The sequence below is a fragment of the Cellvibrio sp. BR genome, from assembly GCF_000263355.1.
Taxonomy (GTDB): domain Bacteria; phylum Pseudomonadota; class Gammaproteobacteria; order Pseudomonadales; family Cellvibrionaceae; genus Cellvibrio.
In genome coordinates, this window is record NZ_JH668207.1 from 31,709 (window position 1) to 45,596 (window position 13,888).

The following is a 13,888-nucleotide window of genomic DNA, read 5'->3' on the forward strand; positions in this document are numbered from 1 at the left end:
TCATGCAAGCAGTCAAGTTGCCCATTAGTGAGGCGCTAAAAAAACAAATTGGCCGTGTTGGTGTGTTATACGGCGGCCTTTCCGCTGAGCGCGAAATCTCGCTGCAAAGCGGCGCCGCCGTTTTGGCTGCATTGGTTGAGGCAGGAATTGAGCACGTGGCTATCGATGTTGGTCACAACGTTATTGCGGATATCCAGGCTGCAAAAATTGATCGCGCATTTTTAATATTACATGGGCCGGGTGGCGAAGACGGGCGAATTCAAGCGCTGCTGGAGTTTTTAAATATTCCTTACACCGGGAGCGATGTGCAGTCCTCCGCCTTGGCGATGGATAAGTTGCGCACCAAACAACTATGGCGTGGTGTGGACATTAATGGCAAGCAAGGTTTGCCAACGCCGGAATTTGCGGTGCTGAACGAAAACTCTAATTTTGCGCAGGTGCTGGCCAGTTTGGGTGGCGATGTAATGGTGAAGCCGGCCAATGAAGGTTCAAGTATTGGAATGTCGCGCGTCAATACCGCCGCAGATTTGGAGTCCGCGTTTAATAAAGCGGCGCAATATCAGGGCAGTGTGTTGGTAGAGCGATTGATTGTCGGTGGCGAATATACCGTTGCCATTCTCGATGGTGATGCGCTACCACCGATCAAGCTGGAAACTGATCATAGCTTTTACGACTTTAATGCCAAGTATATTGCTGAGGATACTCGCTATCTTTGCCCTTGTGGTTTATCGGCAGAAAAAGAACAGGAATTAAAAGCGCTTGCGCTCAATGCATTTAAAACTGTCGGATGCCGTGGCTGGGGTCGTGTGGATGTAATGGCAGATCATCAGCAAAATTTTTATTTGTTGGAAGTGAATACCGCGCCGGGCATGACCAGCCACAGTTTGGTTCCTATGGCAGCGAAAGCAATTGGTTTGTCATTTGCGGAATTAGTGCTGACAATTTTGCGTGCAAGCGTAAAGGGCAAAGCGTAAATCTATGCGCGATTTTAAGGGTGTTGGTGAACGCATTGAGCCGCGGATTGGCCGTGGTCAACTGGAGGGCGATGCGCCTCCAGTGCGCTCCCGGCGTCCAGCAGTTGAGCGACATGAGGCGCCGAGCGCGGCAGAACCAACGACACCAGCCGCGCGAATCATCCGCGATGTGTTGTTGGACTCGCCTGAACCAACAAGTGCGCAGAGTGATTTTGCGCGTAGATCAAGCGCACGAGTGGTCCAACGTGAGCGGGGCTATGCAAAAGCATCGCCCCAGGGGGGAAATAAAACACGTCGCCCGGCTGCGCAACAGCCTAAGTGGAAATGGAATTTCTCCTGGTTGAATCGGAAATTTGCGGTGGTTGTATTTGTATTGGCCTTGGCGATTGGCTTGTATTTAGTGAGCGAACCCTTGGTTAAAGTTTTTGAGCGGCCAATTAAAAGTGTTGTTGTTGAAGGGGAATTCAATTTAATCACCAAAGCACGTGCAACCGAGTTAATTGGCGGTGAGATTGATGGAGATTTTTTGCAATTAAACCTGATGCGTCTCAAGGAGGCATTGTTAACCGATCCTTGGGTAGAAAAGGTCACGCTTAACCGACGTTGGCCCGACACTTTAGTGGTAAAAATTACCGAGCAAAAACCGATTGCGCGTTGGGGCGATGGGTTCTTGAATCAGCGCGGCGAAATTGTCCGTGTTGAAGATGCGACCAAACTTTCTGGCCTGCCTTGGCTGCAAGGAAACGAAGCGGATGCGATTGAAATTTTGCAGCAGTATCAGGATTTATCCCAGATTTTGCGTTCGCGTGGATTGGAAGTTTTGGCATTAAAGTGTGATAACAAAAAATCCTGGCGATTAACGATAAAAAATCATGTAGAAATCGCACTTGGACGCGATCAAGTGATGGAAAAAATACGTAGATTTGTTACTGTATACGACACAAAACTAAATAGTGTATGGACGGACGTAAAAGCGATTGATCTAAGGTATAGCAACGGTGTTGCAGTGCGTTGGGTTGCTGATTCAGAGATGGCAAAAAAATATATTAAAAGTCAGTCTCAAGTTGGCGTTGCTGTTCCGGCAACAAAGGTTTTACCGCAGATTAATTGATTATGAATATCGCCAGTTGTATTGAAATTGGCTTACTACTGGCAAACGAGGTTCACTGAATGGCACATGTTAGCGACAACAAAATGATTGTAGGCCTGGACATAGGCACGTCCAAGGTTGTAGCTATCGTTGGTGCTATTACCCCCGAAGGTCAATTGGAAATTGTTGGAATAGGTTCTCATCGCTCAACCGGTTTGAAAAAAGGCGTGGTGGTAAATATTGAATCGACAGTCTTGTCTATTCAGCGCGCTATTGAAGAAGCGGAGTTGATGGCCGGCTGTCAGATCCATTCTGTGTATGCCGGTATTGCCGGGAGCCATATTCGCAGCTTGAACTCGCACGGTATTGTGGCGATTCGCGATCGCGAAGTATTTTCCCAGGATCTGGAGCGAGTCATTGATGCAGCTCAAGCGGTTGCAATACCTGCAGATCAAAAAATTCTGCACATTTTGCCGCAAGAATTTTTGATCGATGATCAAGATGGTGTGAAAGAGCCGCTGGGCATGTCTGGCGTGCGCTTGGAAGCTAAAGTGCATTTGGTTACTTGCGCCGTGAATGCCGCACAAAATATTGAAAAATGCATTCGTCGCTGCGGTCTTGAAGTGGAAGACATCATTCTGGAGCAATTGGCTTCTAGTTATTCCGTATTAACTGACGATGAAAAAGAATTAGGTGTCTGTGTTGTTGATATTGGTGGCGGCACCACTGACATAGCGATTTTTAAAGAAGGCGCTATTCGCCACACGGGTGTTATCCCGATTGCGGGTGATCAAGTGACTAATGACATTGCAATGGCATTGCGCACGCCAACACCGAATGCTGAAGAGATCAAAATTAAATATGCCTGCGCATTGGCAAAACTGACCAGTCCGGATGAAACCATCAAAGTGCCAAGTGTGGGCGATCGTCAACCGCGGGATTTGTCGCGTCAGGCACTGGCAGAAGTTGTTGAGCCTCGCTACGACGAATTATTTACTTTGGTGCAAGCTGAATTGCGTCGCAGTGGTTATGAGGATTTATTGGCCGCAGGCATTGTACTGACTGGCGGCACCTCAAAAATGGAAGGTGTTATTGAGTTGGCAGAGGAGATTTTCCACATGCCGGTGCGCTTGGGTGCACCGCAGAACATTCGTGGATTATCCGACATAGTCAACAATCCAATTTATTCCACCGGTGTAGGTCTGTTGATTTACGCCATGAAGCAGCAGCACAACCTGGGGCGTTCTTCGCCTGCTGCCAAAGAGTCGCAAGGTTCGCTGCTCAGCAAGATCAAGAAAATTTTCCAAAGCAATTTTTAATGAGTTGTGCATAAACCAAATTATTTTTCACAGATTGAGTCAAGGGAAACAAAGGGGTGTGGCCATGTTTGAATTAGTTGATAACTTGCATCAAAACGCGGTAATCAAAGTGATCGGTGTTGGTGGTGGCGGCGGCAACGCAGTCAAACACATGATTGCAAGCAAAATAGAAGGCGTTGAATTTATTTGCGCCAATACCGATTCGCAAGCATTGAAAGACATTGATGCGCGCACGGTACTGCAACTCGGTAATTCCATGACTAAGGGTCTGGGGGCTGGTGCAAATCCGGAAATTGGTCGTCAGGCAGCGATGGAAGATCGTGAACGTATCGCCGAAGTGCTGCGCGGTGCTGATATGGTATTTATTGCTGCCGGTATGGGTGGTGGCACTGGCACTGGTGCTGCTCCAGTGGTGGCCGAAGTTGCACGTGACTTGGGTATTCTGACTGTCGCTGTAGTGACTAAGCCTTTTCCATTCGAAGGTCGCAAGCGTATGGTGATCGCTGATGCTGGTATTAAAGAGTTGAGTGAGCGTGTTGACTCCTTAATCACCATCCCCAATGAGAAATTGTTGTCGGTGTTGGGTAAATCTACCAGCTTGCTCGATGCGTTTAAGGCTGCCAACAACGTATTACTTGGCGCTGTTCAGGGTATCGCTGACCTGATTATTCGCCCTGGTATGATCAACGTTGACTTTGCAGACGTACGTACTGTGATGTCCGAAATGGGCATGGCAATGATGGGTACGGGTCGTGCAACTGGCGAAAATCGTGCGCGTGAAGCTGCTGAGGCCGCTATTCGTAGTCCTCTGTTGGAAGATGTAAACCTGCAGGGGGCTCGTGGTATTTTGGTAAATATCACCGCTGGTATTGACCTGTCTTTGGGGGAGTACTCAGAAGTTGGCAGCATTATCGAAGAATTTGCGTCGGGTGATGCGACTGTGGTTGTGGGTACAGTAATCGATCCTGAACTCACCAACGAACTGCGCGTTACTGTGGTTGCAACCGGTTTGGGCGTCGCTGTGACAGCGCAGACCAAAGAGGTTAAACCAGCACCAACCAAGGTGGTAGATAACACCCGTCGCGCTGCTCCACCTGCCGATTATGCTGCCTTGGATCGCCCTGCACATCTGCGCGCTAACGCTCATTCATCAAATGCGGCGGCCTTGGCTGCACCATTGGGTGATAAAGAATTGGAATATTTGGATATTCCGGCATTCTTACGTCGGCAGGCAGACTAACTAAGGCTTTTACTATAGGGGGTATTGCCAGCTTTAACTGGTTGATATTCCCTTGGGTTGGTAGCATATGTAGCGTTAACAAAAGGTGCATTACTGCCTTTGGTGTCACCTTAACGCAAATTGGAAACTGACCTGGTAGAGGCACGACCGATGATCAAACAGCGAACGCTTAAAAATTCGATCCGCACAACCGGTGTTGGGCTGCATACAGGCGACAAGATTCACCTGACGTTGCTACCCGCGCCTGTTGATAACGGTATTGTATTTCGTCGGGTGGATCTGAATCCGCCTGTCGAGATTAAAGCGACAGCCAAAAACGTTGGAGAGACAACACTTTCTACCTGCCTAATTAAAGATGATGTCAGGGTTTCTACTGTGGAACACTTGATGTCAGCGATGGCGGGCATGGGAATTGATAACGCGATTGTCGAATTAACGGGGCCCGAAATTCCTATCATGGACGGCAGCGCCGGTCCCTTTGTGTTCCTGATTCAATCTGCCGGCGTCCAGGAACAGAATGCCCCGAAAAAATTCGTGCGTATAAAGAAAGAGCTGACGTTGAAGGATGGCGACAAATTTGCCACATTTATGCCTTTCGATGGCTTCAAAGTGTCCTTTTCCATCGAGTTTGATCATCCAGTCTTCAAAGATCGCAGGCCGCAAACGGAGTTGGACTTTTCCAGCTCCAGTTTTGTGCAGGATATAAGCCGGGCGCGTACTTTCGGTTTTATGCATGAAATCGAATATTTACGATCTAAAGGTCTGGCGCGTGGCGGTAGTATGGATAACGCGATTGTTGTTGATCAGTACCGTATCCTTAATGAAGAGGGATTGCGATTTGAAGATGAGTTCGTAAAACATAAAGTTCTGGATGCGATTGGCGATCTGTACATGCTGGGTAACAGTTTGATTTGTGAATACAAGGCGCATAAGTCTGGTCATTCACTCAATAATCGCGCATTGCGGCTGCTCTTGGATAATCCAGATGCGTGGGAAATTGTGACCTTCGATGAGAATCAGGTGGTCCCAATCACTTATATAGAGCCGATTGTTGCTGCCTAGGTATTTTTTACGTCATGTTCAAAATGTGAACATGGCCTAACTTTATGCTTGTTAAATCCTTCCTTTCTGTGCGATATTCCTGTTGCGCGTTGTTTTACGCGCACTGCAGGGAGTCTCCGCACCTTTTAATCTCCTCCGTGATTTAAGTGCAGTCCTTTGTTTTGTAAGGATATTTTTATTCAAACAAAACTATGTTAAGCAGGATGCATTGGGTGGCTAATATTTAGATAGTCACCACTTCAGATCATACAAAACTTTTAAGAGTCTGGTGGCTCTGAACGCTGCCTAGCATTTATTATTAATAAAAATTGATTTACAGATGAAGATTATTATCGTCAATAAAAACCACGCGCAAGCTCGCAGCTTCACCCTCGGTGGGTGGACTCGCGCGTTTTTGTCTGTGTGTTTATTGGGGATTCCTACTTTTGTAGGCGCCTGGGGCTATAGTTGGTTGGTGTCGGGCGATAACGAGGGCTTTTTTACCGCGGACTCTAAAGCCTGGACGGATATCTTATCGGCGCATGAAAGTGAAATCGAACAAGAACGTGCTGCATCTGAGGCGCAAATCGCCGCCTTAACAAGCAAGATGGCTGAGCTGCAAGCGCGCCTGATGCGTTTGGATGCTCTGGGTGAAAAGCTTACTTCTGCCGCTAATCTTGAGCAGGGTGAATTCGATTTTAGTCAAATTCCCGCTGTAGGTGGCCCCTCTAAAGTAACTCCTAATCAGCTTTATCAAACCCCTGATTTCTTTGCGGCGATAGATCAATTATCTAGCCAGGTTGATAGTCGTGAGCAGCAGCTCAATACCATTGAATCCTTGCTGGCGAATCGTAGCTTACTGGAAGAGACCCTGTTATCGGGAGCTCCTGTCGCCAACGCATGGATGACCTCTCGCTTTGGTTATCGAAAAGATCCATTTACCGGGAAAACTGAATTTCATTCAGGTCTCGATTTTGCCGCGCCCACAGGCAGTAAAGTTAGCAGTGTTGCCGCAGGTATTGTCAATTGGGCTGGTCGCCATCCCGAATATGGCAATATGGTAGAGGTTAAGCATGGTGATGGTTTAGTTACTCGTTATGCTCATAACAAATCCAATCTGGTGAAAGCCGGTGATGTAGTTAAAAAAGGGCAGATTATTGCTCTATCAGGTTCCACTGGTCGATCAACCGCGCCTCATGTTCATTTTGAGGTGTACAAAAACGGACGTGTTGTTGATCCTGCTTCTTATATTCGTCATACCACTCGTTAGTTATTTCCCTCTAGTCGATAGCTGATTCGCTCTTGCTTTAGTCGACGCCTTCCTATTTACTTGCCAGCATTTTCGGGTGTGTCCCGAGCTATTAATAGCGCTAATGTGCTGCGCATTTTTTATTCAGTTTTTCGTTTTATTACGGTATTTATCATGATCGGTAAGTTAATAAAGGCAGTTTTTGGTTCAAAAAATGAGCGCGAATTGAAGCGCATGAATAAAACTGTGGCGCGTATTAATGCCTTTGAACCTGAAATGCAAAAGCTCAGCGATGAGCAATTAAAGGCAAAAACCATTGAGTTTCGTGAGCGTTACAGCAAGGGCGAAACTCTGGATGATTTGTTGCCAGAAGCGTTTGCCACTGTGCGCGAAGCGAGTAAACGTGCATTGGGCATGCGCCATTTCGATGTGCAAATGATTGGTGGCATGACTCTGCACGAAGGACGCATTGCGGAGATGCGTACCGGCGAAGGTAAAACCCTAGTGTCAACACTCCCAAGTTACTTGCATGCATTGGCGGGTAAAGGTGTTCACATTGTTACAGTGAATGATTATCTGGCAAGCCGTGACGCAAACTGGATGATGCCTTTATATGAGTTTCTCGGCATGACCGTTGGTGTTATCCAATCCATGCAGCCTGCGGCAGTTAAACGTGCTGCTTATGCTGCAGACGTTACCTACGGTACTAATAATGAATATGGTTTTGATTATTTACGCGACAATATGGCGCTTAGTAAGCGCGATAAAGTTCAGCGCCCATTAAATTTTGCAGTAATCGACGAAGTTGACTCGATTCTTATCGATGAGGCGCGTACACCACTCATTATTTCTGGCGCTGCAGAAAATAGTTCAGAACTTTACAAGCGCATGAATCAATTGGTAATGAAACTCAAGCGCCAAATTGATAACGGTGAAGACGGTGAGCGTCGTGTTATCTCTGAGCCAGGCGATTTTACGGTTGATGAGAAATCGCGTCAGGTTGAACTGACGGAAGACGGTCACCAGCGCGTAGAGGATTTGTTGATCCAAGCTGGTTTGTTGCAGCCAGATCAAAATCTTTATGCAGCCAATAATTTAGCATTGTTACATCATGTGAATTCGGCGTTGCGCGCCCATGCATTATTTCATTTGGATGTTGAATACATCGTACAGGAAGGTCAGGTTGTCTTAATCGATGAACACACTGGCCGCACTATGCCTGGTCGTCGGTTATCTGAAGGCTTGCATCAGGCAATTGAAGCCAAAGAAGGTGTTGCGATTCAAAGCGAGAGCCAAACATTGGCATCCACAACCTTCCAAAATTATTTCCGTTTATATCCAACCCTTTCTGGTATGACCGGAACTGCCGATACCGAGGCTTATGAATTTCGTGAAATTTATGGTTTGGATGTAGTTGTTATTCCTACCAATCGTGCAGTACAGCGCTTGGACATGAATGACAAAGTTTTCTTATCGCTGGAAGAAAAATATCTGGCAATCGTGGAGGATATTAAAGCGTTTCAATCGAAAAATGCGCCCATTCTGGTGGGAACTGCATCTATTGAAACCTCCGAAGAAATGTCGCGCCGTTTGACCAAAGCAGGTATTAAGCATCAAGTGCTCAATGCCAAGTTTCACGCACAGGAAGCTGAAATTATTGCGCAAGCTGGGCGTCCGGGTGCTGTCACTATTGCAACTAACATGGCTGGCCGCGGTACAGATATTGTGTTGGGCGGTCGCTGGGAATCTGACATTGCCAAGCTGGAGAACCCTAGTCAAGAACAAATCGATGCTATAAAAACCGATTGGAAGCAGCGCCATGAAACAGTGTTGGCTGCCGGTGGTTTGCATATTATTGGAACTGAGCGCCACGAATCGCGCCGTATCGATAATCAGTTGCGTGGACGTGCCGGTCGTCAGGGTGACCCGGGTTTGACGCGCTTTTATTTATCGCTTGAAGATAATTTGATGCGTATTTTTGCCTCCGAGCGTGTGCGTAACTTTATGCAGGCGCTGGGCATGGAAAAAGGCGAAGCTATTGAGCATCGCATGGTTAACAATGCGATTGAAAAAGCCCAGCGTAAAGTTGAAGGCCGCAACTTTGATATTCGTAAACAGCTGCTGGAATTTGATGATGTAGCAAATGACCAGCGGCAGATAATTTATCATCAGCGCAACGAATTATTAGATGCAGAATCTATTCGCGAAACCATTACGGCGATTCGTGAAGAAGTTGTTGAAGATGTGATTAACGGTTTTATTCCGCCTCAATCTATTGAGGACCAGTGGGATGTTGCTGGTTTGGAAAAACAAATTGAAATGGACTTTGGTTTGCATCTCACGATTGCCAAATGGTTAGAAGAGGATACGCGCTTACATGAAGAAACTTTGCGCAAGAAAATTCTCGCCGAAATTCAGGGAGCCTATGATGCTAAGTGCGAGCGCGTTGGCGACATTATGCTGGAAATTGAAAAACAGGTAATGTTGCAGGTGTTGGACAATGCTTGGAAGGATCACTTGGCAACTATGGATCACCTCCGTCAGGGAATTAATTTGCGCTCCTATGCACAAAAAAATCCGAAGCAAGAATATAAACGCGAATCCTTTGAGTTATTCCAAAGTTTGCTGATGACAGTAAAGCGTGAAACTATTTACTTAATGGCACGTGTTGAACCGATCTCTCGCGAACAAATGGAAGAAATGGAAAATCAGCGTCGCGAAGAGTTAGCTCGTCAAAAAATGCAGCTTCGTCACGATGAACTTTCGGCATTGGCTGAACCTGAGCCTCAGCCAACAGCTGTACCGCGCACGCCCTCTCCTGTAGTGCGGGAAGGCCGTAAAGTAGGTCGCAATGATCCTTGTCCATGTGGGTCAGGCAAGAAATTCAAAAGCTGTCATGGTGCCCTTGAGTAAAATCCTTGGGTGTGATGCTCTGTTATATGAATTTTTTTTGAGTAAAAACAATTTTTTGTCGAGTGAAAGTTATGGCTGTTGGTGATTATCCGTTTCCTCAAATGCACCCTGTTCAAGGTGTAAAACTAACTGCAGTGAGTGCCGGCATTAAAAAAGTTGGGCGTCGCGATGTTGTGCTACTGGAGTTGGCAGAGGGCAGTAGTGTTGCGGGGGTCTTCACTAAAAATGCTTTTTGCGCGGCCCCTGTCACTGTCTGTAAGGAGCACTTAGCCAAAGCACCTATTCGGTTTTTGGTTATCAACTCTGGCAATGCAAATGCTTGTACTGGTGAACAAGGCTTAATGGACGCGAAAGCAACTTGCGCTGCCATTGCAGAATTAACGGGTGTTACTCCAGAGCAAGTACTGCCATTTTCTACCGGTGTAATCGGCGAACCTTTACCTGTCCAAAAAATTACAGCGGTAATTCCTGAAGCGCTACAAAAAGTAAATATCAACGGTTGGGATGATGCCGGTGCAGGCATTATGACTACCGATACCCGGCCGAAAGGATTTAGTCAGCAGTTTGAATATCAAGGTAAAACAATTACTGTGAATGGTATTTCCAAAGGTGCTGGCATGATCAAACCCAACATGGCAACCATGCTGGGTTACATCGCAACTGATGCAAAAATTGCACAACCACTATTGCAGACACTTGCACGTGAAGCTGCCGATAAATCATTCAATCGCATTACTATCGATGGCGATACTTCCACTAACGATTCTTGCATTTTAATCGCAACCGGCCAGGTGGATGTTCCGGAAGTGACCGAAGCAACGGGTGAGCTCTATGAAAAGCTGCACGACGTTATTCTGGCCGCGCACATTCATCTCGCTAAAAGTATTGTGAGTGATGGTGAGGGCGCTACCAAGTTTGTCACTGTTGCCGTGAGTGGTGGTGCAAATCGCGATGAGTGCCTGGACGTTGCTTACGCGGTTGCTCACTCACCACTGATTAAAACTGCATTGTTTGCCTCGGATCCCAACTGGGGGCGTATTGTGGCGGCTATTGGTTATGCCGGTGTGCCGGATTTGGATGCAACAAAAGTTCGTGTCCATTTGAATGATACGCTGATTGTTGAGCACGGTGGTCGTGCTAAAAGTTATACAGAGGCGCAAGGGCAGGCAGTGATGAGCCAAGCTGAGATTGCTATTAACATTAATCTGGGGCGTGGTGAAGTTGCAGAAACTGTCTGGACTACTGACTTGTCTTACGAGTATGTGCGCATTAATGCTGATTATCGCTCGTAATGGCAGTTCTAATTCTTGGCTCAACGAATTGTAAATATTGATGGTGAGTAAATTGGTACATGTTGCCGTCGGTGTTATCTGCGATGGTAAGGGTAAGATTCTTATCGCCAAGCGCCCTGATAGTGCGCATCAAGGCGGGCTCTGGGAGTTTCCCGGCGGTAAGGTTGATGCTGGCGAAACTATAGAGCAAGCGCTGGTGCGCGAGTTGCTCGAAGAATTAAATATTGGTGTGCTTGGCAGCGAACCACTGATCCAAATTCGGCATCATTACCCTGACAAGTCTGTACTTTTGGATGTGCATCGCATTACTCGTTTTTCTGGCGTTGCTCGTGGTAACGAGGGGCAGCCAATTGAATGGGTGGATGTTAAGCAACTGAATCAGTTTGAGTTTCCCGCTGCAAATCGCCCCATTATTTCTGCAATCAATCTGCCCTCGACCTACGCGATTACTGGCCCTCTTATCGATGAGCATGGTTTTATTGAGAGAGTGACGGAAGTTCTGGAGACTGGGGTTGGTGTTTTACAGCTACGCATTCCCGGTTTTTCTCTCACTCACCACCAAGATGTATTGAGTGTTGTTGCCGACTTGACCGCCTTATACAAAGTACAGCTGCAAATAAATGTACCTGTTGATATTTTTAAGCAAATGCAGGATTTGTTTCCGCATATAAAAGCAGGCCTGCATTTAAATCGTCATGAGGCTGCTCAACTAACCAAGCGCCCGATAGAGGATAACCTATTAATGGGTGTGTCTTGTCATAACGCGCAGGAAATTGAACAGGCTCAAACTATCGGTGCAGATTATTTACTGGTATCGCCTGTAAAAAACACTGCATCCCACCCAGATGTCACGCCACTAGGTTGGGCGCAGTTTTCACGATTGGTAGAGTTGGCAAATGTGCCGGTTTATGCACTGGGTGGTGTTTCTGATAAAGATATTCGTGAAGCTCGCGCTAATGGCGCACAGGGAATAGCGAGTATTAGTGCCTGGTGGTGAGTAGTTAAAATTCACCTTAGTGTTGTGATTCATCTTCTGAATTAATATCCAGATTGTCTCCTGCAATCCGATGGCTTTCACTGGCCCATTCCCCCAAATCAATCAGGCGGCAGCGATCGCTGCAGAAAGGGCGGTGGGGAAATTCATCATTCCAAATCACTGTTTTTTTACAGGTAGGGCAGGTAAGTTTCAAACTGCTCAAGTCAGTTTTTTGATCGATAGTCGACATAAATACAATTACTGCGCTGAAGTGGTTTCGAGTTGAGCGAGCTCTGAATACAGCTCGTGTAGTTTATCCACTTGCTGATTAAGTTCATCAATGCTCCCATGATTCTGAATAATATCATGCGCGCGCGCGCAGCGTTCCTGGCGGCTGAACTGCGTCTCCATAATCGCTTTTATTTGTTGCGCATCGCTGTTATCACGCAAGCTGGCTCGCTCTATTTGTACCATCTCACTGACATCAACAACCAATATGCGATCCACCATTTCATATTGTTTGGTTTCAAGTAAGAGCGGTGATTCAAGTATGGTGTAAAGGCTGGTTGATGCATTTAGCTGGCGACGGATTTCGGAATTTATTAGTGGATGTAACAAGGCTTCGAGCCATTGCTTTTCGGTGGGAGTTTTAAAAATAATATCGCGTAGTTTGCGTCGATTTAAGTTGCCGTCGGTTTCTATAACCTGATTGCCAAAATGCTGGGCAATTGATTGCAGCGCAGGGCTCCCAGGCACTACTACTTCGCGAGCAACGATATCTGCATTAACAACAGTGATCCGGTGCATTGCAAAGCGTTTACTTGCTTGCGATTTGCCGCTGCCAATACCGCCAGTAAGCCCAACAATCATTTTACTGAGCCCCTTGATACCGTTTCTTAGTTAGTGACAAATAACTTCAAATAAGTTTGATTGATGGTGTCTCCCCATATGAATGCAATCCAGCCTGCAATAGCAAGGTAGGGGCCAAAGGGAATTGGAATATTTTTATCGCGTCCACGCATTATTATCATCGCGATGCCAATTACTGCACCTACCAACGATGACAGTAAAATAATTTGCGGCAGCATTTGCCAGCCCATCCATGCGCCCAGTGCAGCCAGCAATTTGAAATCCCCGAAACCCATTCCTTCCTTTCCGGTCACCAGCTTGAAGGTCTGGTATACCAGCCACAGAGACATATAACCTGCAATTGCCCCCCACAATGCGTTGGGTAAATCGGTAAATACACCAAAGCTATTAACAATCAAGCCCAGCCACAGCAATGGCAAGGTTATATCGTCGGGCAACAAATAGGTGTCTATATCAATCATGGTCAACGCGATGAGTGACCAAGTGAGTATTAGCGCGGCTAGCCCATTCCAGTTAATACCAAAATAGCCAATAGCAAATACCGAGAGAACACCGGTAATAATTTCAATAATTGGGTAGCGAATAGAAATCGCCGTTTTGCAGCTGGAACACTTACCGCCAAGGCATAAATAACTAATAACTGGAATATTTTCCCATGCGCGAATTTTATGCCCGCAGCCAGGGCAGCGCGATGCAGGAACCATTAAATTGAATGGTTCCTGCTTTTCGTCTTGTGAGGGAAGTGCAGCTATATTGCTATCACTGGCGAGAAAATCTTTACATTGGTTTTGCCAGTCGCGCTCCATCATTTTTGGTAGGCGATAAATAACAACATTTAGAAAACTACCAACTAGTAAACCTAGGACTAAGGCGCAAGCCATGCCCAAAATTGGGTAGGCATGCAGAGCAGAAAATAGAGTCACG

12 protein-coding genes are annotated in these 13,888 nt (G+C 46.6%); 9 read left to right on the top strand and 3 right to left on the bottom strand.

Annotated features, from left to right (window positions below):
- Positions 1-2 precede the first annotated feature (2 nt).
- The 9 genes from O59_RS19215 to O59_RS19255 all read left to right on the top strand — a co-directional run bounded on the left by O59_RS19215 (position 3) and on the right by O59_RS19255 (position 12,115).
- Positions 3-974 (top strand): D-alanine--D-alanine ligase, encoded by a 972-nt coding sequence (locus O59_RS19215; RefSeq protein ID WP_007645728.1) that lies wholly within the window; start codon positions 3-5, stop codon positions 972-974.
- A 4-nt stretch (positions 975-978) separates the two neighbouring features.
- Entirely contained in the window at positions 979-2,085 is a 1,107-nt protein-coding gene (locus O59_RS19220) for a cell division protein FtsQ/DivIB (RefSeq protein ID WP_007645730.1), read from the top strand.
- A gap of 59 nt (positions 2,086-2,144) precedes the next feature.
- On the top strand, positions 2,145-3,383 hold the full coding sequence (ftsA, locus tag O59_RS19225; RefSeq protein WP_007645732.1) for a cell division protein FtsA: 1,239 nt from the start codon (positions 2,145-2,147) through the stop codon (positions 3,381-3,383).
- A gap of 64 nt (positions 3,384-3,447) precedes the next feature.
- On the top strand, positions 3,448-4,623 hold the full coding sequence (ftsZ, locus tag O59_RS19230) for a cell division protein FtsZ (protein ID WP_040393602.1): 1,176 nt from the start codon (positions 3,448-3,450) through the stop codon (positions 4,621-4,623).
- 150 nt (positions 4,624-4,773) lie between these two features.
- Positions 4,774-5,685 (top strand): UDP-3-O-acyl-N-acetylglucosamine deacetylase, encoded by a 912-nt coding sequence (lpxC, locus tag O59_RS19235; RefSeq protein WP_007645736.1) that lies wholly within the window; start codon positions 4,774-4,776, stop codon positions 5,683-5,685.
- A 319-nt stretch (positions 5,686-6,004) separates the two neighbouring features.
- On the top strand, positions 6,005-6,934 hold the full coding sequence (locus O59_RS19240) for a M23 family metallopeptidase (protein ID WP_007645739.1): 930 nt from the start codon (positions 6,005-6,007) through the stop codon (positions 6,932-6,934).
- 153 nt (positions 6,935-7,087) lie between these two features.
- Complete coding sequence (gene secA, locus O59_RS19245) at positions 7,088-9,826, top strand: preprotein translocase subunit SecA (RefSeq protein ID WP_040393665.1); 2,739 nt, start codon at positions 7,088-7,090, stop codon at positions 9,824-9,826.
- Between the two features lie 71 nt (positions 9,827-9,897).
- Positions 9,898-11,118: a bifunctional glutamate N-acetyltransferase/amino-acid acetyltransferase ArgJ gene (gene argJ, locus O59_RS19250; RefSeq protein ID WP_007645747.1), complete on the top strand. Its 1,221-nt coding sequence runs from the start codon at positions 9,898-9,900 to the stop codon at positions 11,116-11,118.
- Between the two features lie 40 nt (positions 11,119-11,158).
- Complete coding sequence (locus O59_RS19255; protein ID WP_007645748.1) at positions 11,159-12,115, top strand: Nudix family hydrolase; 957 nt, start codon at positions 11,159-11,161, stop codon at positions 12,113-12,115.
- Between the two features lie 16 nt (positions 12,116-12,131).
- On the opposite strand, the gene yacG is transcribed toward O59_RS19255, so the two are convergent.
- From yacG to O59_RS19270, 3 genes are read right to left on the bottom strand one after another with little or no spacing between them, the layout of a single operon-like run.
- Positions 12,132-12,344: a DNA gyrase inhibitor YacG gene (gene yacG, locus O59_RS19260; RefSeq protein WP_007645751.1), complete on the bottom strand. Its 213-nt coding sequence runs from the start codon at positions 12,342-12,344 to the stop codon at positions 12,132-12,134.
- Between the two features lie 8 nt (positions 12,345-12,352).
- Positions 12,353-12,964, bottom strand: a complete 612-nt coding sequence (gene coaE / locus O59_RS19265; protein ID WP_007645753.1) for a dephospho-CoA kinase — start codon at positions 12,962-12,964, stop codon at positions 12,353-12,355.
- A gap of 26 nt (positions 12,965-12,990) precedes the next feature.
- Positions 12,991-13,887 (bottom strand): prepilin peptidase, encoded by an 897-nt coding sequence (locus tag O59_RS19270; protein WP_040393605.1) that lies wholly within the window; start codon positions 13,885-13,887, stop codon positions 12,991-12,993.
- Position 13,888: the final 1 nt, after the last annotated feature.